The organism is Kitasatospora sp. NEAU-CNBT7 (genome assembly GCF_057220535.1).
Genome location: NZ_JBXQQB010000003.1, coordinates 327,542 through 353,875 on the forward strand (window position 1 = coordinate 327,542; position 26,334 = coordinate 353,875).

General features: G+C 75.1%; 6 protein-coding genes. 5 read left to right on the top strand and 1 reads right to left on the bottom strand.

Annotated elements, in window-relative coordinates; all coding sequences use genetic code 11:
- The first annotated feature begins 7 nt into the window (after positions 1-7).
- Positions 8-17,188: a toxin glutamine deamidase domain-containing protein gene (locus AC2TEW_RS06370; RefSeq protein WP_484622326.1), complete on the top strand. Its 17,181-nt coding sequence runs from the start codon at positions 8-10 to the stop codon at positions 17,186-17,188.
- Positions 17,185-17,649 (top strand): hypothetical protein, encoded by a 465-nt coding sequence (locus AC2TEW_RS06375; protein WP_484622327.1) that lies wholly within the window; start codon positions 17,185-17,187, stop codon positions 17,647-17,649. Before AC2TEW_RS06370 ends, AC2TEW_RS06375 begins: the two co-directional genes overlap by 4 nt.
- An 81-nt stretch (positions 17,650-17,730) precedes the next feature.
- Here AC2TEW_RS06375 and AC2TEW_RS06380 read toward each other — a convergent pair whose 3' ends face one another.
- Positions 17,731-19,635 (bottom strand): pectate lyase family protein, encoded by a 1,905-nt coding sequence (locus tag AC2TEW_RS06380; protein WP_484622328.1) that lies wholly within the window; start codon positions 19,633-19,635, stop codon positions 17,731-17,733.
- 203 nt (positions 19,636-19,838) lie between these two features.
- Between AC2TEW_RS06380 and AC2TEW_RS06385 the strand changes: the two genes are divergently transcribed.
- The 3 genes from AC2TEW_RS06385 (at position 19,839) to AC2TEW_RS06395 (ending at position 26,156) form a co-directional block, all read left to right on the top strand.
- On the top strand, positions 19,839-21,473 hold the full coding sequence (locus tag AC2TEW_RS06385) for a carbohydrate-binding protein (RefSeq protein WP_484622329.1): 1,635 nt from the start codon (positions 19,839-19,841) through the stop codon (positions 21,471-21,473).
- A 61-nt stretch (positions 21,474-21,534) separates the two neighbouring features.
- Positions 21,535-24,867 carry a right-handed parallel beta-helix repeat-containing protein gene (locus AC2TEW_RS06390; protein WP_484622330.1) on the top strand — a complete coding sequence of 1,111 codons (3,333 nt, stop codon included), beginning with the start codon at positions 21,535-21,537 and terminating at the stop codon, positions 24,865-24,867.
- Positions 24,864-26,156 (top strand): S8 family serine peptidase, encoded by a 1,293-nt coding sequence (locus AC2TEW_RS06395; protein WP_484622331.1) that lies wholly within the window; start codon positions 24,864-24,866, stop codon positions 26,154-26,156. Before AC2TEW_RS06390 ends, AC2TEW_RS06395 begins: the two co-directional genes overlap by 4 nt.
- Positions 26,157-26,334 lie beyond the last annotated feature (178 nt).

The following is a 26,334-nucleotide window of genomic DNA, read 5'->3' on the forward strand; positions in this document are numbered from 1 at the left end:
CCGCTCCGTGTCGTACCCGTCGATCGATCCTCCGGACGGTGTGGCCAAGCTCTTCTCGGTGGTCTCGGGCATGCCGTGGCCCGAGGTGAAGGAGGGCGAACTGCGGGACATCCGGGACCAGTACGAGATCCTGGCCAAGGACCTGCCGCAACTGCGGGACCTGATCGCCCTGGTGGCGGTGAAGGCCAGGCAGCAGTTCGAGGGGCAGGCCGCGCAGGCGTTCTCGGCGATGATGAACGACTTCATCGGCAAGGGCGGCGGCTCCGACTACGTGAGCGCCGCGGCGGAGACCGCGCAGGCGCTGGCGGACTGCGCGGGCGACGTCGCGAACTCGGTCGAGTACACCAAGTGGATGGCCATCGCCCAGCTGGTCCAGCTGATCTTCGAGACCACGATGGCGATGCTGTGGGCCCCGTTCTCGTTCGGTCTCGACCTCGAACTGCTGGCGCTGAAGTACTGGTTCACCCGCCAGGTGCTGTCGCTGCTGGTGAAGTACCTGATCAAGACGATCCTGCTGCACACCTTCTCGGGCATCGCGACCGGCCTGCTGATGGACGCGATCATCCAGGGCATCCAGTTCTCCCACGGCGACCGGCACAAGTGGGACACCGACTCCACCAAGCAGACCGTGCTGTTCGGCGCGCTCGGCGGCGTGATCGCCGGACCGCTGAACCTGCTCGGCATGGGCCTGGGCAAGCTGCTCGGCTCGCTGGTGGGCAAGTCGGGCGGCTCGGTGCTGGCGCACGAACTGGCCCACGTCATGCAGGGCGGCGAGCGGGAGGCGCTCAAGGCCGCGCTGGCGGCGGCCACCAAGAACGCGGCCAAGGACGCCGCCGGGGCGGGGGTCGGGGCGGCCGTCAAGACGGGCGCGAAAGAACTGGGGGCCGGTGCCGGTGCGCAGGCGGTCGCCAAGGCGGGGGCGGGCGGAGCGAAGGACGCGGCCGGCTCCGCGGCCGGGAAGTGGCTGACCAAGGACGCCTCGCTGGCCTTCGCGAAGGACATCGGGAAGCTGATGGACTCGACGAAGGGCTGGCTGGCCGAGGGCTTCGGCAAGGGCGGCGCCGGGACGGTCGCCGACACCTTCGTGGAGCACCTGGCCGGCGTGTTCGAGAAGCACCTCGGCAAGGAGCTGGGGGAGCAGGCGGCGCACACCCTGGGCAAGGAGTACGCGCAGGCGTTCGTCGCCGGCTGGACGAAGGGCGGGGTCGGCCACGAGGCGCTGGGGGCGTCGCTGCGCGCGGTGCTGGAGCGCGGCGAGCACAACCTCGCCGAACACGGGGTGTCCGCGCTGGCCGACCACCTGCCGGGCATGGCGGCGCACATGCCCGAGGGCAACAAGATGTTCAAGATCGGCTTCTCGATCGGCGAGCAGCTGATGGAGGGCGTGCAGGGCAACCTCTCGGAGGGCTTCTACAACCTGATCTTCTCCGACTCCCACGAGTTCTCCTCGACCGCGGCCACCTTCGGGTCCGGCATGGCGATGGGGCTGCTCGGCCGCGGCCTGCACCACGGCTTCGCGGCGACCGGCATCGGCCAGCGCTACGCCGAGCGCATCCAGGCCTGGCAGTTCGAGCAGATCGGCGAGGGCAAGGGCACGTACTTCCCGGCCTGGCACCCGCTCACCCTGCTGTCGCTGGCCTCCAACCTGGCCGGGCACCCCGCGCCGTTCCCCGTGCCGCGGATGGGCCCCACCGGGGAGGACGTGACGGCGGGCCACGTGATCGGCTACTCGCGCGGCCTGGACGGGCCGCCCGACCACGAGTACGCCAACCTGTTCGCACAGGCCTACGCCCACGCCGACCTGGAGTCGGTCTTCGCCGACGTGCCGACGCCCAAGCCCGCCGTCACCGTCACCACGACCGGCGGCGGCGGTACGGCGGCCGGCCGGCCCACCCCGGTACGGACCGACTCCGGGACACCGTCCGACGCGCCGCACGGCGCAGCGCCCGACCGTCCCACCCCCGTCCGGACCGGCTCCCAGGACGCGCCCGGCACCACCGGCATCCCCGCCGCCAGGCCGGTGCGGACCGGCGGTGAGGCGCCGGGCAGCGGCACGCCGGAGCCCGCCCACACCACGGCCACCTCCTCGGCCACCTCCAACGGCACCTCGTCGGGCGGTGACCACCCGGCACCCGCCACCCCCGTCCGCACCACCACCACGGTCAGCACCGGCAGCCCCGGGGACACCGGCGGCGCGAGCGGGCCGGAGCCGCACCGGCCGGACCCCGCCGCGGTCGAGCAGGCGCTCGCACCCTGGTGGGTCAAGGACGGGTTCCCCGAGCACGTCCTCGCGCACTGGACCGACGAGGACCTGACGGCCGCCGCGTACCGGATCGTCCAACGGCCGGACCACAGCTACCCGGACCCGGAGCGCCCGAGCGGGGCGCTGATGCTGCACGAGGGCGAGGCCGGCGGTCTGAAGCTGGTGGTCGGGGTCGAGGACGGCCGGATCCAGCAGATCCACTACGCCGGCTCCGCCGACCCGAAGCCGGACCCGCACCCGGAGCAGGACCCGCACCCGGAGCAGGACCCGCACCCGGAGCCGGCTCCGAAGGCCGAGCCGGCTCCCAAGCCCGACGCGCACCCGATGCCCGAGCCGCAGCCGCATTCGGCCGGCAGCCCGCAGCCGGAGTCCCGGCCGACGGACACCCCGGCGCCCGACTCCCGGACCACGGACGGACCGGCGCCGCAGGACGCGCCGCAGCCGCCGTCCACCCTGGGCCGCCGCAGCCGCGACGACTCGGCGGACGACGGCGCCGACCACGCCGACCGGCAGGACACGCCGGAGCCCCCGGCGAAGCGCCCCCGCCCCGGCCCCGACCCGTCCCCGGGCGGACCGCGCGGGCCCCGCGAGGCGTTCGACGGGAACGGCGACGGCACGCCCGAGCCGCTGGTCCCGCTCGACACCTTCCTGCACGCCTTCTCCGGCGACGAGTACCTCCCCGAGCAGCACACCGGCCCGCTCACCGAGGCCCGGCAGGCCCTGGAACAGGCGCTGGACACGCCCGGCCTGCCCGACCGCTTCGCCCACCCGGCCGCCTGGGTCGAGAAGATCAACCCGCGTGACGGGAACGGCAGCCCGCTCAGCGACGTCAACTGCGGGGTGGCGGCGATGGCCTTCCACGCCACTTTCCACGGTGACCCGCAGGTGGCCCAGCTGCCGTCGAAGCGTCCGCTGGGCGCCCACACCGACGCCCAGGAGTGGACCGGGCACCCGGCGGAGTACGTCGGCCTCGGCGGTGAGGGCCTCGCCGAGGTCACCCGCCGGATCACCGAGGGCGGGCCGGGCTCCGGCGCCATGGTCTTCGCCTGGCGGGAGAACGGCCAGGGCCACGCCTGGAACCTGGTGAACGTCCCCGGACACGGCCTGGTCTGGGCCGATGCCCAGCAGGGCCTGCACTCTCCCGGCGACCGGCCGCTGCCCGAGTCGGTCACCCGGGTCTGGGCGATCATGCTGGACCGGGACAACCGGCCGATCCCCACCACCGGCGGGTTCAACGCCGCGGCCGCACACCCGGCCGAGCAGCACGCCCGGCCCACCGTCGCCGACGCCTTCACCGGCCACGACACCCCGGCCCCGGGCAGCAGCACCGGCGCGGGCACCAGCACCGGCACCGGTACCTCCGCGCCGCACGTCCCCGCGCCGCACGTTCCTGCTCCGCACGTCGCCGCGCCGACCGAGCCCGCGTTCCCACCGGCGGGTGTCCGCGTCCCGGTGGCCGGCAACGGCCTGTGCCTGCTCAACTCGGTCGCCACCACCGACCCCGGCCTGGTCCGCCACCTGCTCGGACAGCTCGGCCACGACCTCGGCGGCCGCACCCTCCCCGAGGCGATGCGCGACGCCGTCACCCGGCACCTGGCCAACACCACACCGGACCTGCTGCCCCCGCAGGTCACCCGCGGCTACCGGCAGATCGCCGCACCGGAGCTGCGTGCCAGGTACGCCGGGCTGAGCCGGGCCGACCTGCTCACCGGCCTGACCGGACCCGGCGGCGCCGGCGGGGTCGGTACGCACGAGGTGATCCCGGCCCGGCTGCTGCGCGAGCGCTACGTGGCCGCCCTCACCGACGAGTTGGCCGGCCCGGGCGGGGACCGGGCCGTGGCCCGCGCCCAGGCCGAGCGGACCGTGCCGTGGAAGTTCAAGGACCCGGCCGAACAGGCCAGGGCCGAGGCGTACCTGCGGGGCATCGGCGAGCAGCCCGCCGCCGACGTCCACGACCTGCGCCGGCAGTACATCGACGCGCGGGTCGCCCGCGGCGAGGACCGCGACCTGGTCGAGGAGGAGGTCGGCTGGAACCTGGGGGACGGCTCGGTCGGTCCCCAGGAGCAGTTCCACTTCCTGCTCGGCAAGCCACAGGAGATCGGCCTGCACGACCTCTCCGACCAGGCCCTGGTCGACCTGAGCGTGCGGCACCTCGTCCTCGGCGACACCCCGCTGTCCGCCACCGAGTTCGCCGGACTCCAGCACGCCGTGCGGACCTGGGAGGCGTCCTGGTGGCAGGGGTACGGCGAGACGTTCCCGCCGCTGCTCGCCCACGCGCTCGGGCTGCGGCTGCGGATCCTCGGCCCGGACGGCCACGGCGGCTCCACCGAGTACGTGCGGTACGGCCCGCTCGACGGCCACCAGGTGACGGTCCACTACAACGGGACCAACCACTACGACGCCAGCGCCCGCCCGACGACCGCCCCGCCCATGCCGCCGACCCCGCCCACCCCGCCGGTACCGCACGCCGTCCCCACGGTCGCGACCGGCGGCCAGACGACCACCCACCAGACGACCACCCACCAGGCCCCCGCCCAGCAGCCGCCCGTCCAGCCCGGACGGCCCCCGCAGCCGCAGCCCCAGCCCCAGCCGCAGCCCCACCCCGGGCCGCCCTCCATCGTGGTCACGCCGCCCGACCACCAGGTGCCGAAGGCGTCCGAGCCGCCGTCCCCGCAGGCGTCGATGATGGGGATGTCGCTGTTCTCGCACGACAGCGTCGACCACCACAGCGACCCCGCCTTCACCCCCGTCAAGCCCGTCGACCCGGCCGAACTGCGGCTCCCCCCGGCCCGGGTGTCCAACCACAAGCGGCTGTCCGCCTCCGACCTGGTGGTCGGCCTGCACGACGGCGACACCGTGGTGGCCAACCGGATCACCGACCTGTTCAAGGCCCGGTTCGACAACGACCTGCCGGCCGCCCGTACCGTCGCCCAGGACTTCTTCGACCCGGCCACGCTGCGCCCGAAACTCACCGCGCTGTCCCGCGGCGACATCTGGGAGGCCCCGTTCGAGGGCAACGGCTGGAGCGGCAAGGTCTCCGTCCGGGTCGACGTGGAGGACCTGCACCACCAGGACATCGCCCCGTCCGTGGAGTACGAGAACGGCTCCGACCGCTATGCCTCGATCGGACTGCAGGGCGACGAGCTGACCCGCTTCAACGCCGGTGTCCAGGCCCGGTTCAAGGCGGGGAAGACCGACTTCAACGAGACCTTCGGCTACCACCACGACAGCCTCAGCGGCGACACCTCGCTCGACGTCGGCCGGACCATCGCCCGAGGCAAGACCGTGGAGCCCGGCGTGCTGTTCGCCGGGAAGCTGCGGCTCGCCCTCGACTTCACCGAACTCAGCCACCACGGGCAGCCGGTGGAGCTGTCACCCGGCTCCCGGGTCGAGCGGCTGGACATCGGGGCCACCATCAGCATCCCGCGGCGCGACACCCTCGACTCGCTCGGCCGGCCCGAACCGCTCGACCCGGAGCGGCTGTTCGCGCCGCCGCTGCGGGTCCAGCAGGAGCAGCGGCTCGGCAACTCCGACATCGTGCTCGACGTCTCCACCCACCGGCACGGCCGCCCCGACGCGGACCGCCCGATGGAGGAGGTGCTCGACGGCGTCGAGGAGACCGCCAAGGAGGTGACCGGCGGGCTGTGGCCGAAGCTGCGCGAGAAGATGGTCGCGGAGCTGGACCTGGCCAGGCTGCACCAGGACCTGAAGAGCATGATGTCCGGCGAGCGCACCCGGATCGAGGTCACCGGCGACCACGGCCAGGGCACCGCCGCGGTCGAGCTGACCGCCTCGGTCAAGGCGATGTGGCAGACAGGTACCACCCCGCAGACCGAGTTCAACGTGGGCACCGGGGTGCAGCGGGTCCGCACCCACCAGGAGACCGAGAGCGACGGACTGCAGCTCCCGCTGCCCACCCAGGTGTCCGGCAGCGGCGCCGGCTCCTCGATCGGCTCCGGCGGCGGCGGGCTCCAGTTCATCCGGGACCAGGTCCACCTCACCGGGACCAGCCAGGAGGCCCAGGTCACCACGAAGACCAAGGGCCCCGGCGTGATCTTCGACGGCCGCGCCGAACTCCGGCTGAACTTCGAGCGGACCAACCTGCTGGGGGAGGAGCACGGCACCGCGACCACCGGCGTCGAGTTCCGGGCCCTGATCGAGCAGAGCGAGGCCGTCAAGGTCACGGCCGGTACCGGCGGCACCGACCCGACCCTCTTCCTCGCGACCGACGCACCCCCACCCCACCGGCCGAAGACCTGGGAGCCCGGGACCGTCATCCCCAGCCCCCCGGACGGCGTCTGGCACCGGCCCGACGGCACCGGCGGCCTCTCCGACACCGTCACCGTCCGCGACCTGCCGACCGTCGCCCCGCTGCACGAGCAGGTCGCCACGCTCGGCAAGGAGGTCCTCAAGGGCAGCTGGGACAGCGTCAAGGAGGACATCCACCAGCTCTTCAGCCACCCGATGGTGGCCTCCCGGCTCACCGCGATGACCCGGGACCTGCCGCTCGCCGCGCCCGAGCAGACCGCCGCCAACCTGCTCAAGCACGGGGTCAAGGTCACCGCGACCGCCCGCGTCACCGAGATGACGTACAAGCGCCCCGAGGCCAAGGCCGAACTCAACCCCGTCGACGAGACCACCGCGTTCAGCGCGGGCCGCCGGCTGATCTCCGACACCAAGTCCGTCCAGGGCAGCGGCGGCGGCACCGCCGCCCTGCCCGGCAAGAACACCTTCGACGTCAGCGCCGGCTACGGCCGCCAGGTCCGGGACCGCTCCGGCTGGCGGGACGGCAACTCCAACAAGGTGTACGCCAACGGGAAGTACGCCCGGCCGCAGGAGATCTACGACGCCGCCCTGGAGATCGACGTCAAGCTGACCGTCGACGGCGCCGAGCACACCGTCACCGTCCCGATCCGGGCCGAACTCAGCCTCGACCGCAAGGAGACCGGCACCTACACCGTCGGCGCCGACGGCCTCGGCGTCTTCACCGGTCCGGGCCAGGGCACCCCGGTACGGCACGACCCGCCCGCCGAACTGCACGACCCGCCGCGCCGGATCACCGAACGCGGCGCGATGAGCGCCTCCGACGTGGTGCACAGCCTCGGCCACGGGGACGCGCTGGTCCAGCACTCCATCGAACGCACGCTCCGGCAGAAGTTCGGCGCCCTGCCGGACGACGCCCTGATGAAGCTCAGGGCGCGCTTCGACCCGTTCGCCCTCAAGCCGCAGCTGTCCCGGCTCACCCGCGGCGGGCACGTCAAGGAGACCGTCACCGTCAACGGCTGGGACGCCACCGTCACCGTCAAGGCGCACCTCGACCGGGACTTCCGGCACACCGACACGGTCGAGAAGTTCGAGTTCGAGCTCGGCACCCAGACCCGGGTGTCCACCGGCGTCGCCAAGGACCGGCGGATCCGCAACATCTTCTCGGTGCCCGCCCGGCTGAAGCTGCCCCACGTCGACCTCGGCCTCGGCTACGCCCGCCGGTACGACCACGTGAGCGGCTCCACCGTGGACAGCACCGGCGCGACCGTCTCCAAGGCGAAGACGGTCGAACCGGCCGGCCTGTTCACCGGTACCGCGGGCTTCACCGTCTCGTTCGAGTTCAAGACCGCCATGGAGCCGGCGCACACCGCCCCCGACGTCCGGGTCCCGGTGGAGGCGACCATCGCCACCCCGCTGCGCGACGCGCCGCTGCACGGCACCACCGGCGAGGCCGCCATCAAGAAGCCGCTCGACCCGCCGCGCCGGATCGAGCAGACCCAGCGGCTCGGCTCCTCGGACGTGGTCACCGACGTGTACCCGCTGCCCCCGCGCGGCGGCGGCCCGGGCCCGGGACCGGCCGCGCCGCCCGGCCCCGGCGCGGACCCGCACCGCTCGGTCGGCGAGTCCGCCGTCCACAGCATCGACGGGACCGCGGGCCGCGCCCTCGGCTCCGACTGGACCGGCATGAAGGCGAAGATCGCCGACGCGCTCGACCTCGACAAGCTCCAGCCGCAGCTCAAGTCGATGATGTCCGGCCACGAGATCGTGGTGAAGCACGGGCGCTCCACCGTACGGATCACCGCGGCGGTCGCGCGGCTGGAGCACACCGGCGAGAGTGCGCAGACCGAGTTCAACACCGGTACCCAGGTGCAGAAGTCGTTCGCCGGCTCGGACGGCGTCACCAGCTTCGGCGCCGGGCGCGGCAACGCGGTCACCGTCTCCGTCCAGGGCACCAGCAACCCGCTGCCGCTCGGCCCCGCCGTCACCGCGGGCGGCCAGGTCACCCACTCCTGGGGCCACGACCGGCTCGACGTCCAGGCCCAGCGCACCTCCACCGGCGCCGCGACCAAGGCGAAACTCCCCGGCAGCGGCTACACCGGTGAAGCCACCCTGATCTTCCGGATGGAACGCCGCCCGCTGATCACCCTCGGCGACCGCAACCGGGTCGTGCCCGAGCCGCACCGGCCGCCGCCGCCCACCGGCACCCTCGACCAGGCCAAGGCCGCCACCGGGGACGCCTGGCGGGCGGTCCGCCGGCTCGGCACCACCGTGCACTCGATCGGCACCGCGAAGATCGGCTTCCAGACCACCGTCGAAGCCGGGGAGGGCCGCGCCTCGCACGGACCGAAGCCCACCCCCTTCGAGGCGCCCGAGCACCGCACCGCCCCCGGCCGCGACCTGCCGTCCGGCCCGCCGACCGAGACCACCGTCAAGGCGCCGCCCGCCCGGGTCTGGGACCAGGGACTGCGGGACGTCGACGTGGTGCGGTGGCTCGGCGACTCGTCCGGGGTCCAGGACATCCTGCGGATGCACGGCCCCGAGTTCTTCGGCCGGCGCACCTGGGAGCGGATGGAGTCCGTCGCCCGCAACACCACCGACCACACCCAGCTCGCCAGCCACTTCGGCTCGGCCACCCGCGGCGAGCAGATCGCCACCCCCTCACCGGGCCGCCGCCTGCTGGTCTCCGACGGCGGGGTCGAGGTCAACCTCAAGGTCCTCCAGCTGGAGTACGACCGGACCGACAGCAAGGTGGAGCTCAGCCCCTCCAACGCCACCTCGACCAGCTCCACCAAGACCCGGCTGGACTGGAGCATGTGGGCGGGACAGGTCCAGGGCGGCGTCAAGATGGACCTCGGTGCCGCCGAGGGCACCTTCCAGGCCATCGCCGGCGGCGCGCACCGCAGCCGCGACGGAGTGTCGCTCGGCAACGCCGGCCAGGTCGTCTCGCACGCCAAGTTCGGTACCCCGATGGCGCGGTACGACGGCTTCGCCGAGGTCGAGGTGGTGATGTTCAAGGGCGACGAGCGGCTGGTCGAGAAGGGCATCATCCCGATCACGGTGGACATCCCGGAGCGGGAGACCCACGACGCCACGGTGATGAGCGACCACTACCTCGCCTTCAGCGCCGACGCCCCGGACGGCACACCGATCGCGCGCAACCCCCGCACCGACCCGCTCGGCGAGGCCTTCGACGGTACCGACTTCGACGACCTCTTCGCCGCCGCCGGCTCCCCGCCCCGCGACCCCCGACCGCAGCGGACCCCACCGCCGCAGCCGCAGGCCCCGGCGCAGCCGCCTGTGCAGCCGCAGCCGCCCGTCCAGCCGCAGACCCCTGCCCGGCCGCACCCGCAGCCGGATGCGCAGGGAGCGCCGTCGGCGAACCGCCCGCCGGTGCCGACCCGCCCGCTGCCCGACCCCCCGGCCCCGGCCTCGGCCCCGGACCCCGTCCAGCCGCAGCCTCACCCGCAGGCCGACGCGCAGGGCGTACCGGACCCCGTCCAACCGCCCGTCCAGCCGCAGACCCCTGCCCAGCCGCTGCCGCACCCGCAGCCGGATGCGCAGGGAGCGCCGTCGGCGAACCGCCCCCCGGTGCCGACCCGCCCGCTGCCCGACCCCCCGGCGCAGCCGCGTCCCGACAGGTCGTCACCCGAAGCGCCGCAGCGCCCCGAAGCACCCGAGCGTCCCGAGCCGCCGCAGCGTCCCGAGCCGCCGCGGCGCCGGGCCAGCGATCCGGGCCCGGTCCGCCGCGCCGACGAGCCCGGGGTGACCCTGCCGAGCCCGCACCGCCGGACCGGCAGCGAGGCGGAGGAGGCCTTCACCGCACTGGCGGGCCTGCGCCGCGACGGCGCCCTCGAGCCCGGGGTGACGCTCGGCACGGTCCCCTCCGGGAGCCCGAAGCTCGCCGCCACCCCGGACGCCCACACCGCCCCGGTCGAGCTGCACCCGCTCGGTGACGAGCAGCCGCACGACGTCGGCGACCGCCGGCGGCAGGTGCTCGGCGACGGCACCGGCGGCGACGGAACGCCGACGGTCCGGTCGGTGAGCCCGCCGCGGCGGCCTCGGGTGGTGCAGACCCCGGAGCCGGTCCAGGTGGAGATGGACTCGGCCGACGCGGGGGCGACGGCCGCCGCGCACCGCTGGAACCAGGAGGCCCGGGACTGGAACGTCCCGGGCGGTGACGCGCGGTTCGGTACGGCCACCGGGCCCCGGCGCCCGCAGGTGGTCGAGACCGGACCGCACGAGCCGTCGGTCGCCGAGATCTCCTCCGTCCCGGGGCACGAGCCTGCGACGCACCCTCACCCGCCCACCGACGTGACCCCCTCCCCAACGCCGCCCCGCCCGCAGCACCCCCCGCTCTCCGCGCTGCTGCCGGAGAGCTCCTGGTGGCGGCTGTTCATCGACCCGAACGTGCACGAGCTGGCGCTCTCCCAGTCGCCGTCCGATGCGGGCGGCCACCTCGACGCCACCAAGTACCCGGGCTACCGGCAGAGCATGACCGGAATCTACCGGGAGGTCCTGGAGGGCGGCGGCCCGGGCAGTGCCCGCGACTGGTCGAGGATCGACGTGGACGCGTACGAGGAACTGCACGGGCTGGCCACCCGTCACCTGGTGGTCGGCGCGCAGTCGAACGTCGAGACCAGCTGGTCCGGCGCGACCGACGACCTCGTGACCACCATGCGGGGAACCGGCCGTGAGACGGTCGCCGCCGACATGTCCTCGGACGTGATCGGCGGCCGGCGACTCCTGGTGGACATCACCCGCGAGTCACGGGCGGACACCGGCGGCCGGGAGCCGCTGGTGGTGTTCTCCCGGGGCCGCAGCGGCGAGGGCATGATCTCGATCAACTACCGGCAGGACGAGGTCCGCGAGCACGTCGGGGCGGTCCTCGACCGCTACTACACCGAGGTCGGCGCCGCCACCGACGACCGGTCGAAGCTGCTCGCCATCGCCCGGGTGACCCGGGCGCTGCAGATCCTGCAGCCCTTCAACGACGCCAACAGCCGGGTCAACGTCCACGTGCTGATGCAGAAGTTCCTGCTCGAACAGGGCTTCCGGCCGTCCGTGCTGACCAACTCCTTCTCGCTCTTCCTGGGCGGCTACACCGCGCACGAGATCGCCGACCACCTGGTCGAGGGCATGGACCGGTTCGACGCCCTCGCGGCGGGGGCCGGCCGCGACACCTTCAACACGCCCGCCGGACCCACCGACCAGCACCTGATCGACGAGCTCGCCGACGCCTTCGGCCTGACCGCCGGCAGCGCGCCCGGTGACGCCGCCGTCCTGCACCACCGGGTGCTCGACCTGGTGCGGCTCGGCCGGTCACTGTACGGCGGCCAGGTGCCGTCGCTGGACGACCCGGGCCGCCACCAACTGGCCACGGTCAAGGCCCTGGCCGACCTGGCGACCGCGAAGTTCCCCGGCCACCCGACCCCGGTCGCCGTCGCCTCGTACACCCACGAGCTGCTCGACCTCGGGGGGACGGGCCCGCAGCCCGGCCACCTGCGGGCCGTGGCCGACGCCGTCGGCGAGGCCCTAGCCGACGGACAGCCGCTCACCGAGGCGGGCATCCGGGCCCGGGTCCGGACCGTTGACATCGACTCGGGGACGATGACCGAGGCGGAGCTGCGCGACCGTCTCGGCATGGCCCCGCCGCCCGCCGACACACCCGGTGCGGCGCCCGCGCCGGTGCCGCCGGGCGGAGGGGCCGCGGTGGCGTGGGACTCGTTGGACCATCAGCTGCCCCAGGACGGGCTGTCGCCGGTGACGGTGGACGTGCCCCGGGGTGCGCCGTTGGACGGCGACGGCCTGGTGGGTCTCCTGATGCCGAAGCTCTCGGAGCTGCCGATGGGTTCGTTCCGGGTGGTGCTGCGGGTGGAGCCCGGCGCGCTCGGGGCCGATCCGGTGGACGTGGTGCGGTCGGCGGCGGACATGCTGATGACGCCGGTCGACCTGCTGATGGCGGGGCCGGACGGCTCGGTCCAGCTGGTCCGCTTCCGTGACGACGGCCGCCCCACCGACCTCGGCCCGGTCCCGCTGCGGCCGGAGCACGTCCCGGCCGACCCGGTCCCGGCCGACCCCGCCCCCACGGATCCTGCCCCCACGGACCCCGCCCCCGGCCCCGCCTCCGGGGAGGGTGCGGACGTCGGTACCGGGGTTCCCGGCGAGGAGGGACCCGGCCCGCAGGAATCCGCCAGGGTGCACGAGATGGTGGACACGCTGCTCACGGCGCACCAGGACTCGGACGTGCGCTGGCTCGCCGACCCCGGCGCCGTCCCGGCGCAGCTGGACGCCACCGGTGCGGCCGTCGCCCGGTTCCCGCGGGACCCCCGGTTCTTCGCGGTGGCCTTCCACTCCACGCAGGCCGACGGCGCGCCGACCTGGCACGGCGAGCGGGTCGGCCCGGAGGAGCTGGCCGACGTGCTGGCGGAGCTGCGGGCCAGGGGGGTCTGGCCACAGGGGCAGCCGCTGCAGTTCCCCGCGTGCGACTTCGGTACCGGCGGGGCCGGCTCCTACGCGAGCGAGGTGGTCCGGGCGCTGCGCGGCAAGGTGACGGGCCCCGTCGAGGCGTACGTGCCCGAGGGCAAGCTGTGGTTCGTGCCGAAGCCCACCGGGCCGTTCCAGGTCGAGTCGCAGGGGGCGGGCCACCTCGTGGTGGCCAAGGGCGTCGGCTTCGATGCCAACGGGCTTCCGGTGGTGGTGCCCGGCGGCCACTGGCTGAAGGTCACCTCCGCCGAGGACACTGCGGTGGTGGATGCGGGGGCCGGGCACACCGCGGTCGGCGGCACTGCGGTGGGCGGCACCGAAGGGGCCGCACCGCACGTCGAGACCCTCGGCGCCCACCTCCCGGTGGAGCACCCCCTGCCGTCCGCCGTGCCCCCGCCGTCCGGTCACCGCCCGCCGTCCGACCACCAGTCGCCGTCCGACCACCAGTCGCTGCCCGAGGGCTTCCACCTGGCGCCCGACGGCACCGATCCGGCGCTGCTCGGTGCGATCCCGGGGGCGACCGCGTTCGGCGAGGCACCGCCGCTGATCCACTCCTCCGCCCGGTACGCCGAGCGGACCCGGCAGTTCGAGACCGATCTCGGGGCGTACTGCCACAACCTGGAGTCGGCGAACACCGCCGCCCGCAGGTCCGTGCAGAAGCTGCTGACCGTGCTGACCGCCGCCCACCCGGAGGTGCCCGAGCACGAGCTCATGCGGACCTTCCTCAAGGACGACGTGCGGTCGGCGGGGCAGATCGGCGAGCGGACCACCCGGGAGGAGTTCGACGCGCTGCTGCGCGAGGGCAACACCCGCGAGCTGATGACGGCGTTCTTCAACGCGGCGTTCTTCAAGGAGTCGCCGCTCGGCCTGAAGTCGGTGGTCAACGACCTGGTCCGGTCCGGTGACGAGGCGAAGGCCGCGGCGATCGGACTGGACACGGCCGAGTTCCGGGCGCAGTCGCAGTTCCTGAACAGCCCCGTGCGGTCGGTGCTGGCCGGTGCGCTCGGCAAGCTCTCGCCGGGCCGCGCGAGCATGTTCGACCACGACGTCTTTGCCACCGGCAACGTGCTCGCCCAGTCGAAGACCTGGCTGACGGACGGCCAGCACTACCTGGCGAGCATCGGTGCCCGCACCCTCCGCCCGGAGAGCGAGCGCGACGCGGTGTTCAGCGCCCGCGGCCCGGCCGAGTGGGCCCGGCTGAAGGCCCCGCTGAGCCCGCGCGAACTGGCCTTCCTGCAGGCCAACCCGGTTGCTCAGCGGCTGCTCGGGTTCCGGCTGGAGGAGGTGCCCGCCGCCTCGCTGCCGCGGCACCAGGACGGCGGCCCGGACCTGGCCGGGCTGCGGGAGCAGGAGGGGCTGCTGGACATCTGGATCGTCAAGGGCGCCGACGGGACCGACGTCGCGGTCAAGATGATCGGCGAGCCGGTCACGGTCGAGGACCCCCGGCAGGGCGACCTGCCCGGCCCGGGCCTGCTGCCCGGTCCGGAGCTGCCGCTCAGCTGGCACTCCGGGGAGGCGTACCACCGGCTCGACGAGCACAGCTCCTGGTACCGGGAGCTGAACGGCGACAAGGGCATGCGGCTGGTAGCGGGTGTGTCGGCGACCTCGGCCAAGGTGATGAAGGCGTTCAAGCTGCTGGGCGTCGACGGGGTGGACCCCGACCACATGACCCAGGCGCTCTTCGGCTGGATGCTCGCCGCGGGCGACCACTCGGTGTACGAGATCCTCAAGGGGGTCGAACTCTCGGACGTGGCGAAGCCGTTGGCCGCCGACGCGCTGACCTCCGCCGACCGGATGTACCGCAACCTGCCGGGCATCACGCTGACCGAGCTGCGCGAGTCGGTGGCCGTGGACGGCATGCTGCCGCACGAGGCGGTCTACCACGAGAAGATCCGCGCCAAGCTCACCGACCCGAATCCCGTCGGGGGGATCGCCGAGCCCGCGGCCGTCCACATCAGGATGGCGGACGAGCGGCGGGAGGCGTTCCGGGCGATCGACCGCGGCGACACCTTCGACCTGGACGAGGACCTGCACGAGCACCTCGCCAAGTGGCTCCGGGACAACCACACCACGGCCGCGGAGGTGCTGCGGGCGCTCACCCCGGCGCACTTCTACGCGCTGGCCGCCTACACCGGGCCCGCGTTCCCGATGATCAACGTGATGATGCGGTTCGGCGGTGCGACCGTCGACAAGGCCCTGCTGGTCCAGATCGAGAACCAGATCTTCAAGGACCGGGTCACGCCGCTCAGCCTCGCCACCCATCCGGCCCTCAAGGATCTGCTGCAGCGCCGGGTCTTCGCCGACAAGCGGGAGTCGGACGCGCACCGGGCCACGGTGATGGAGCAGGTCAAGCGGGTGCTGCCGGAGCTGAAGGCGGAGGTCCGCGAGCACATTGCGATGGTCAAGTCGGCCCTGGACGCGCTGCCCGGCGCCCAGGGCGAGGTGTACCGCGGCGGCGCGGCGATCGGCTTCAAGGCCGGCGGGGTCAGCCCGGTCTCGCCCGCGTACGGCGGGCGGACCGTGCGCCACGGGGAGTTCGCCAGCATGAGCCGCGAGGAGCCGGTGGCGCTGCGGTTCATGCGCGACCGCCGTCGTCCGGTCGGCCTGCAACCGCTGCTGCTGCAGACCAAGTTGAGCGGCGCAGGCGGTGCGGTGGACATCTCGGCCTTCTCGGTGGAGATGAAGGAGGCGGAGGTGCTGGCCAAGTCGCACAGCGGGTTCAAGGTGATCGAACGCACGAACTCGGGCGAGGGCTACCAGCGGATCCGCACCGAGGAGCCCGGGCCCGCGTTCCCCTCGCCGGCCACCCCGAACCAGGCCGCCGACCGGGCCGCCACCAAGGAGCTGCTGGCCGCGGCCGCCGACCTGACCGGTGTCCGCCGGATCGACCGGCGCGAGGACCTGTGGCCGCTGGCGGAGAAGATCGGTGCGACCCACTCCGGCCGCCGCCGCTCCTCGATGGTGATCGACCTGATGCAGCCGCAGGCCGCCCGCGAGCAGGCCGGCCTGCGGACCTGGCACCTGGTCCGGCTGACCGCCGACCTGTACGGCGGCCCGCACACCCTGGACGTCGCCCGGCTGACCGACGTCCGCCGCACCGCCGACGTGGTCCGCGAGGCCCTCGGGCTGCCGGGTGACAGCCCCGTCACCCTGGCGGAGGTGGACACCTACCTGCGCGGTCTCGGCACCGAGTACGGGCGGCACGTCAACCCGATCGAGCGGCTGCAACTGGTCTCCGAGGTGTCCCGGCTGAAGCAGCGGCAGCCGGGGCGCGCGGTCACCCCCGCCCAGGTGGCCGAGGTGTGGCGGCAGCAGCCGAGCACCCCGACCTTCACGGCGACCGGCCACCTGGTCACCCAGGCCGGCGGCCACGACCCGGTCGACGACCACCGGAGGCAGTACGTGCTGCGGGTCGGCGACCCGCACGACCCGGACCGGGCCCAGCTCACCAACGACGCGCTCGAACGGTTCCCGTTGGACGACCGCTTCCTCACCGTCGCCATGCACACCACGCGCGGCCTGCCCACCAGCGATGCCGAGCTGATCCCGCCCGCCGACCTGGCGGACAAGCTGCTGGAGCTCCGCGACGCGGGCGTCTGGGACGGCGTCAAGCCGCTCCAGTTCGCGGCCTGCGGGCTCGGCGACACGGTCTCCTCGAGCTACGTCGGCGAGGTGATGGGCGCGCTGTGGCGCGACCCGTCGGTCACCGCCGCCGCGTACGCCGGTGACGGCCCGGTCTGGTTCACCCCCAAGCTGTCCTCCGACGGCAGCCCGGTGCCGCTGGACGGGCGCGGCCACCTGGTGGTCTCGGCGGGGGTCGGGATCACCAAGGACCGCCGGCCCGGTATCGTGCCCGGCGGCCACTGGTACCGCTTCGAGCGTCCCGAGGACGGGTCGCTGCGGCCGAAGGTCGAGCAGCTGGGCGCCTACCTCAGCCCGGACGGCCACTCCGCGGCCCGGCCGGAGAACTACCTGCCCGCGCCGCCCGGCGAGCTGGCGGCGGACCTGGAGGGGGCGGTCCCCTTCACGGCCGACGACCCCGATCCGTACCGGCAGCCCGACGACCCGGACGCTCCGGACGCCCCGGAGGACCCGGACAGCCCGGACGCCCAGGACGCCCCGGAGCAGCCCGGCGCGGACATCGCGGACCTGATCTACCAGGAGTTGACGAAGTGAACGACACCGCCGCAGGGACCGGGGCGCCGGAGGGTTTCCGGCTGGCCGCGGTCTTCGACACCGTGGACCCGGTCGAGGGACCGGGATTCGCCGCCGACCACCCCCTGATCGGCGACCGCGCCGAGCGCGAGGCGCTGCTCGGCCGGCTCGCCGCCGGGACGCCGGTGCTGATGACCGCGCTGCTGATGGAGGACGTGCTCGACCCGGAGCGCGGCGGAGTGGTGCCGATGACCTACCGCACCGACGGCAGCTGGATCTGGACCGACACCGTCGCGTACTACCTGGAGCACCACCGGCTGGCGCCGGAACCCGGGCTGCTGGCCCACCTGCGGGCCCGCCCGGACGGCGCCGCGACGCCACAGGTGGACGACCTGACCCGGGAGCGGGCGGTCGCCTTCATCCTGACCCCGCCCGAGCGCGAGCCGGTCTGGGAGGTCGGCGAGGCCGGCCGAACGGACTGAACGGCCGCGGCCGACGCCCCCGCGGGGCCCGCGCCGGACGCGGGTCCCCGGGGGCGTCGGCCGTTCGGGGGCCGGGGCCGGTCAGCGGGCGTGGCGGGCGCGGCGGCGCTGCCGGGTGAGGCCGATCGCGGCGCCGCCGACCAGCAGGGCGCCGGCCGCGAGCGACAGTTCGGAGGCCAGTTCGGCGCCGGTGGAGGCGAGGCTCGGGCCCGGGTCCGGCTTGCGGCTCGCCGCCGTGCTCGCGGACGCGGACGGGCTCGGCGCGGGCGCCGGTGTGCTCGGGCCGGTGGACGGCGAGGCGGTGGCGGGCTTCGGGGTGGCGGGCGCGGTGGGGGTGGGGACGGGGGTGCCCGGCGCGGGGGCGGTGGTGGCCGGGGCGGGGGCGCCCTTGCCGCGTTCGGCCAGCTGCTGGGCGTAGAGACTGCCGGGCTGCACCGGCGTGCCGGTGGAGATCTTCGTACCGGACTGCTTGCCCTCGACGGGGGTGCCGCGGGTGCCGAACGCCCAGTTGTGCGCGGTGGGGGGCTGCTCGATGCCGTAGTAGCCGACGTTGGCGTTCCACATCACCTGGTTGGCGCCGGCCCAGCCCTGGCCGCTGCCCGCGTTGCTGCGGTTGGTCAGCGCGAGGTCGTCGTTGGGGCCGCGGGAGTGCAGCATGGTGATGGAGTCGTACAGGGTGCCGCTGGCCCAGCGCTGGTGCGGCCCGGCGTCCAGGCGGAAGCCGCCGGTGTTGTCCGAGGTACAGCGGGAGAACACGTTCGGCCCGGCGACCCGGGCGCCGGTCATCCAGGCGTGCAGGTTGCTGCCGCTCACCGTGCAGTCGACCACCAGGGTCTGCTGGCCGTCGATGGTGTACGCGCCGGGCTGGGCGAACGGCGCCCGCTGCGGGATCGCCTTCTCCATCCCGGTGGCGGCGGTGCCGGTGATGGTGATCCGCGACGCGGTGCTGCCCACCGAGCCCATGCCGGCACCGAACCGGTCCGCGACGACGTCGCGCAGCCAGCCGTCCCGGACGGCCGCGAAGTGCGCGAAACCGGACTTGAAGTAGCCGCTGGTCTCGTACCCGGCGGTGCCGACGAACGCCGCGCCGTCGGCGCTCATGCCCTCGACGCCGACCTGGGCGATCCGGCCGGGGAAGTCGTAGGCCCAGACGGTGGCGTGGGTGTACTCCTTCTCCAGCGCGTTGGTCAGCGGGATGTCCAGGGTGATCCGGTTGCCGTCGACCGCGGTGACGGTCCGCTGGAACTGCAGGCCGTCGTTGGGCGTCCAGGGCTTGCTCTCGCCGCCGTCCGTCCGGCCGGGGATGTGGTCCATCCCGATCGCCTTGATCCAGGCGGCCTCCTGCGGGCGCTGGACGACGATCTCCTGGCCGGCCTTGAGGCCCGCGGCGGAGTCCAGGGTCAGGGTGGTGGCGCCGACCGGGACGTAGGCGTCGGCCACCGCGTGGCTCTGGCCGCTCTTGCGGGGGGCACCCTCCCCGGCGATCTCGAACAGCACCCGGGCGGGGCCCGAGGCGGTCAGGTGGGTGCCGCCCGGGCCGCTGCCCGCGCCCCGGACCACCACCCCGGAGGTCCGGATCCGCAGCGGCTTGCCCACCCGGTACGTCCCGGCGGCGAGCTGGACGGCCCCGCGCAGCCCGTCCGCGCCGGCCGGCAGCGCGGACACCTGGTCGATCGCCTGCTGGATCCGGTCGCTGTCGTCCCCGGACGGGTTGGGGGTGAGGGTGGCGGCCGCCCTGGCGGTGGGCAGCGGCTCACCGCCGTTGCGGTACCCGGCGTACGAGTAGTCCGGGATCCGGTTCCCCTGCCGGTCGTGGCCGTACACCAGCCGGCCGTTGCCGAACTGCAGCCAGTCGACGGGATCGTCGCTCCCCGGGTCGGCGGCGACGGCGGTGGTGGCGGCCCACGCTGCGGAGAGGCCGGCCAGGGCGGACGCGGCGACGGCTGCGCGCAGCAGGGACCGGCGCCGGGATCGGGCGATGGGCATGGAACTCCTCGGTCGGCGCCGGGGACCGGCGGCCTGGAACACCTCGACACCCGGACAACGCCCGCGCGTTCGGGCCCGGTTCACCCGGCCTCCGGGGCCGCCGCCCGGTCCGGTGAACCGTGCGGCGGGGCCGGGCCGTAGTCCGTAGCAGAGGTACCGTCGGGCCGCCCGGCCCGGTGCCGCCTCGGACGGACACGATTCGCATGCAGAGCCAGGGGGCTGTGGTGGGCACGGGCCAGAACGGGAACGACGGCGCCTCGACGGGGTATCAGCTGCCGGCGGTCGCCTGGATGATGGACGACGACCAGGACCTCGACGGGGTCGGCCCGGAGCCCGCCGAGGCGGCCCCCGCCCCGGCCGGGGCCCCGGAGCCCGCCGTGCCGCCGCTCGCGGAGCCGGCCGCGCCCGCCGCCGGGCTTCCTGCGGCCGAACTCCCGGGGCCGCCGCCGCTCGGACGGGTCGAGCGGACGGCCCCGCAGACCGGCCACCCGCTCGGGCGCGTCCACCGCACGGACCCGCCGCCCGCGGGGTCCGCGGAGCCCGCAGAGCCCGCGCAGGCCCGGACCCCGGACGGGACGCCGGCCGCGCCCCCGGCCGCCGCTGCGGCGCCGGCCCCCGCGCCGGTCCAGGCTCCCGCGCCGGTGCCGGCCCCCGCCCCCGTCCCGCCCGCGACCGTGCCGCCGCAGCGGGTCCGGCCGCCGCTGCGGCCCGCCGGTGTCGCGGACCCCGCGGATCTGGCGGCCGCCGCCGCCCGGCTGCGGGCCGGCGGCGAGGCCCCCGGCCCGGACGCCGAGAACCCCGGACCGGGCGCCGCCGCCCGGGTCCACCGGCTGAACCGGCTCAGGCGCCCGGCCGTGGCCGCCGCCGCCACCGTCGGCATGGTGCTGATGGGCCTGCCGCTGGTGCTCCCGCACGGCAGCGGCGCCCCGCAGAGCCTCGGCGAGACCGACTCCGCCGGACTCAGCCGCACCGACGCCCCCGCCACCGACCCGGGCGCCGCACCCGCCACGGCCGCCCCCGGTGACGTCGCGGCGACGCCGACCGCCGCCCCCGGCGCGCCGACCGCGTCCCCCGGCGCGGCCACCGACCCGGCCGCGGACCCCGCCGCCGTCACCCCGGGCGCCGTCCCCGGCCAGCCGGCGGCGGCCGCCGCCCCCGGTACCGGAACGCCCGTCACCGCTCCCGGCCCGGGCGCGGTGGTCCCCGTGACCGCCCCCGGTGCCCACCCGGGCCCCGGCAGCACCACCCCCGTCACCCCGGTCACGCCGACCACCCCGGTCGCCGTCCCGCCCGTCCAGCCGCCGACCAGGACCACCCCGGCCGCACCGCCCTCGTACACCGGCATCGGCGGCGCCTGGTGCAAGAGCGCCAGCGTCTCGTTCAGCCAGTACGGCTGGTGGGAGGGCAGCCACGGCTGGGCCACCAACTCCGGCAGCTACGACGGCGCCAGCTGCGACGGCCGCTACACCTCGATGCCGATGTCCGGCTCCGACACCCGCGACGACGGCAACTCCGTGGTCTGGACGTTCCGCACCGCGCCGGTCACCAGCGGCAGCTGCCGGATCTCGGTCTACATCCCGAACAGCAAGGACATCAAGCAGGTCGGCGGCAACCCGGCCTACTACACCGTGCAGAACGGCAGCTCGCCCGGCAGCGGCACGATCGGCTCGTTCACCGTCAACCAGGTCAAGAGCCTCGGGCAGTGGGTGAGCGCCGGCACCTACAAGCTCAGCTCCGGCTCGATCTCGGTGATGCTGCACACCCGCGGCATCGACTTCGGCAGCGCCACCCACGCCCACCTCGCGGCCGCCGCGGCCCGCGCCGACTGCACCGGATGACCTCCGGCCCGACCCCGCCCCGCCGGGCGGACCACCCGTGCAACGAAGGGAACAGCAGGCCATGTCGCGCCACGTGCTGACGGTGTGCCAGGAGCAGCAGGGCGGCTCCTACCGGACGATCGGCGAGGCCCTGGAAGCGGCGCGCAGCGGTGCGGTCATCTCGGTCCGCCCCGGCCGGTACGAGGAGAACCTGGTGATCACCAAGATGGTCACCATCACCGCGGAGGACAGCCGCGGCAGCGTCCGGATCAGCCCGCGCCGCGGCTGCGTGGTCCAGGTCGTCGCCGAGGCCGTCCAGCTGACCGGGCTGGTGCTGGCCGGCCAGGACGAGGAACTGCCCGCCATCGACGTCCCGCGCGGCCAGGCCGCGCTCCAGGACTGCGAGGTGGCCGGCAACTCCTGGACGGCGGTACTGACCCGCCAGCAGGGCTCACTGGCGATGCGCGGCTGCCGGGTGGTCAACTCGGCCGGCGCCGGGATCGTCGAGACCTCCACCGGGACCAGCGTCATCGAGGACTGCGTGATCGAACACCTCGGCACCTCCGCCCTGGTGATCGGCGAGAGCGCCAACCCGGTGATCCGCAACTGCGTGCTGCGCGACGCCCGCGGCAACGGCGTCTGCGCCAACGGCGAGGCCCGCGGCACCATCGAGGACTGCGAGATCTCCGGCACCGACAAGCCCGCCATCGCGCTGGAGGAGCAGAGCTCCACCCGGGTGCTGCGCACCACCGTCCGCGACACCACGGTCGGCATCTACCTCAGCTCCTCCTCCCGGGTGCTGCTGGAGGACTGCACCGTCACCGGCACCAAGGGCCACGGCATCGCCCTGGCCGGCGGCACCGACCCGCTGCTGCGCCGCTGCCGGACCTCGCGGACCGCCGGCCACGGCATCCACGTCGGCGGCCGCTCCCGCGGCACCTTCGAGGAGTGCGAGGCGGGCGGCGCGCAGCAGGCGGGCATCTGGATCGGCGACTCCTCCGGCCCGGTGCTGACCCGCACGGCCGTCCGGGACTGCGCCGGGGCCGGGGTGGAGCTGACCGGCGAGAGCACCGCCGAACTGGACCGGCTGGAGGTGCGCGACATCGCCGGCCCCGGGGTGCGGATCAGCGAGGGCGCCAACCCGCTGCTGCGCCGGGTCACCGTGCACGGGACCCGCGGCCCCGGGGTGGAGGCGGTCCGGGACGGGCGCGGCCGGCTGGAGCAGTCGGAGATCGTGGCGGCCGGCCCGGCCGGGATCCTGGTCGCGGACGGCGCCGACACCTTCATCGGCACCACCGTGGTCCGGGACAGCGCCGGCGCCGGCGTCCTGGTCGGCGACGCCGGCACCGCGTCGCTTCGGGACTGCGAGACGGCCGGTTCCGGCGAGGACGGGGTGGCGGTCGACGGCGGCGGCGAACTGACCTGCACCCGGGTCCGCAGCCGCGGCAACCGCCGGCACGGCGTCCGGATCGGCGCCGGGGCGCGGGCCGCCCTCGGCCAGGTCGAGGCGCTGGACAACGCCGCCGACGGCATCCGGGTCGACTCCGCCGACGCGGTCCGCCTCACCGGCTGCACGGTCGCCGAGAACCGCGGCTGCGGCCTGCGGCAGACCGCGCCGAGCAGCCGGCTCGCGGTGGAGGACCTGCACAGCCGGGACAACGCGATGCCCGACGCCCACGGTTCGGCGACCGCCGACGCCCGGCCGCCGGCCCCCGACGCGGCCCGCACCGAGGAGGTCCGGGAGGCGCCGGGACGCCCGGCCGTCCAGGGCCCGCTGGAGGTACTGGAGTCGCTGGTCGGCCTGGCCGGCGTCAAGGAGCAGGTCGCCACCCTGGTCAACCTCAACAAGCTCGCCAAGCGCCGGGAACTGGCCGGCATGCCGGCCCTCCCGATGAGCCGTCACCTGATCTTCGCGGGCCCCCCGGGCACCGGTAAGACCACGGTCGCCCGGCTCTACGGCAGCATCCTCGCCGAGCTCGGCGTGCTGCGCAGCGGGCACCTGACCGAGGTGGCCCGCGCCGACCTGGTCGCCTCGATCGTCGGCGGCACCGCGATCAAGACCACCGAGGTGTTCCGGGAGGCGCTCGGCGGGGTGCTGTTCGTCGACGAGGCGTACACCCTGTCGGCGGGCGCCGGCGGCAGCGGCCCGGACTTCGGCCGGGAGGCGATCGACACCCTGGTGAAGCTGATGGAGGACCACCGCGACGACATCGTGGTGATCGTGGCCGGCTACTCCCAGGAGATGACCGACTTCCTGGCCTCCAACCCGGGCCTGGCGTCCCGGTTCAGCCGGACCGTCGAGTTCGAGAACTACGCCGTGGACGAGCTGGTCACGATTGTCGAGCGGGCCGCCGGCGGCCACGGCTACGAGCTGGCCGACGGCACCCGGGAGGCGCTCGCCGAGCTCTTCACCCGGATGCCCCGCGGCGCGGACTTCGGCAACGGCCGGGCCGCCCGCAAGGTCTTCGAGGAGATGGTCGACCGCCAGGCCACCCGGCTCGCCGGGCAGGCCGAGATCGGCGACGCCGACCTCGCGCTGCTGCTCGCCGCCGACACCGGGGTGGAGACCGGCGCCGCCCCGGCCGGCACCGGCGGCACCGAGATCCTGGACGAGCTGCGCGCGATGGTGGGCCTGCCCGCCGCCAAGGAGCAGGTCGAGGACCTGGTCAACCTGATCACCCAGGTCCGCCGCCGGCAGGAGGCCGGGCTGCCGACCGCGAAGATCAGCAACCACCTGGTCTTCGCCGGCCCGCCCGGGACCGGCAAGACCACCGTGGCCCGGCTCTACGGGCGGCTGCTCACCGAACTCGGGGTGCTGCCCAAGGGCCAGCTGGTCGAGACCGCCCGCGCCGACCTGGTCGGACGGTACGTCGGCCACACCGCGCAGCTGACCCGCGAGGCCTTCGACCGGGCCCGCGGCGGGGTGCTGTTCATCGACGAGGCGTACACCCTGACCCCGCGGCACGGCGGCGGCGGGGACTTCGGGCAGGAGGCGGTGGACACCCTGATGAAGCTGATGGAGGACCACCGCGACGAGGTCGCCGTCATCGTGGCCGGCTACGAGGACGAGATGCGCGGCTTCCTGTCCTCCAACCCGGGGCTGGCGTCCCGCTTCTCCCGGCAGATCGAGTTCGGCCACTACACCGACGACGAGATGGTCACCATCGTGCGGCTGCACGCGGAGAACGCCGGGTACGTCTGCTCGCCCGAGACGCTGGCCGCGCTCGGCCGGCAGTTCGCCGCGATCCCGCGCGACCGCACCTTCGGCAACGGGCGCCTCGCCCGGCAGACCCTGGAGGCGATGATCACCCGTCAGGCCGGACGGCTCAGCCGGCTGGAGATCGGCGACCTGGCCGAGCTCAGCCTCCTGCTCCCGCAGGACATCGCGGCGGAGCGGCTGGGCACCGCGGTATGAGCCGCCGGCCGCGGACCGGGGGAGCGGCGCCCACCCGCGCGCGGGCCGCCGCCGCGCTGGTGGCCGCGGGCGGAGCGCTGGCGGGCGCGGTGCTGGTACCGGCCGCCCCGGCCGGTGCCGCCGGGGGCGCCGGCGGAGCGGCCCCCGCGGACGGCGCGCCGCTGCCGGTGGTCACCCAGAGCCTGCGGGACGCCCAGCGCGAGGGCTGCCTGACGCCGTCCGACCGCACCACCGACCGCACCCCCTGGCCGCAGACCGCGCTGCGGCCCGAGGGGGCCTGGGTCCGCACCCGGGGCGCCGGGATCACCGTCGCGGTGGTCGGCTCCGGCGTCGACGGCTCCTCGCCCGCACTGGCAGGCCGGCTCACCCTCGGCCCGCGCGAGAGCGGCGGCGGCTCCTCCGGCCGGGACTGCGTCGGGCACGGCACCCTGCTGGCCGGCCTGATCGCCGGCCGCGGACCGGGACCCGGTGCCGCCGGCGGCGCGGGCACCGGGCCGGCCGGGCTGGCGCCCGAGGCCGCCGTGCTGGCCGTCGCCGTCACCGACGACTCCGGGGCCACCACCGCGGACCTGCTCGCCAAGGGGATCCGCGACGCGGTCGACGGCGGCGCCCGGGTGGTCGCCGTGGCGGTACCGGTGGCGGCGGCGAGCGACGCGCTGTCCGACGCGATGCGCCACGCCCAGGCCCGCGGGGCGCTGGTGGTCGCGCCCTGCGCGCCGGACGGCGAGAGCCGCAGCGCCCCCGTCTTCCCCGCCTCCTACCCGGGGGCGCTGGCCGTCACCGACATCGGCCCGGGCGGCGCCGCCCCCGACGGCGCCCGGCAGGGCCGGACCGACCTGGCCGCCCCCGGCGACGCCGTGGTCGGCGCCGGGCCCGGCGGCGGCCACTTCCAGGCCTCCGGGCCCAGCTACGCGGTCGGCTACGTGGCGGGCACCGCCGCCCTGGTGCTCGCCGCCCACCCGCAGCTGACGCCGGCCCAGCTGACGCACCGGCTGGAGGCCACCGCCTACCGGCCGGGCACGGTGCTGCCCGACCCCCAGCTCGGCTACGGCACCGTGGACCCGGTCGCCGCCGTCACCGCCGACCTCCCCGAGGAGCGCGGCGCCGTCCCGGCGCCCGCGCCGGCCGACCCGGGCGAACCGCCGGCGGTCCGGCCGCCGGTCGACCCGGGCGCCGCGCGGCTCGCCCTCCTGGTGGCGGGCGCCGGCGGCGGGGTGTCGGCCGTCGTCGGCTTCGCCGCGGCGGCCCTCCGGCTCGGCCGCCGCCACAACCGGCCTCCGCGCCCCTGACCTGCGGCTCCGCCACCGGCCGCGGCCGGTGGGACGGCGGGCGAACAGGACCCGCCCGAGATCCGACCCGGCGGTGAACACTCGCGAGCCCGTTATCCGTTCAACCAAGTACGGCGAGGACGGACCTGCGGGCCGCGCCGACCGGCGGACGAGGGGCGTTCCCATGCGGGTGAGTACG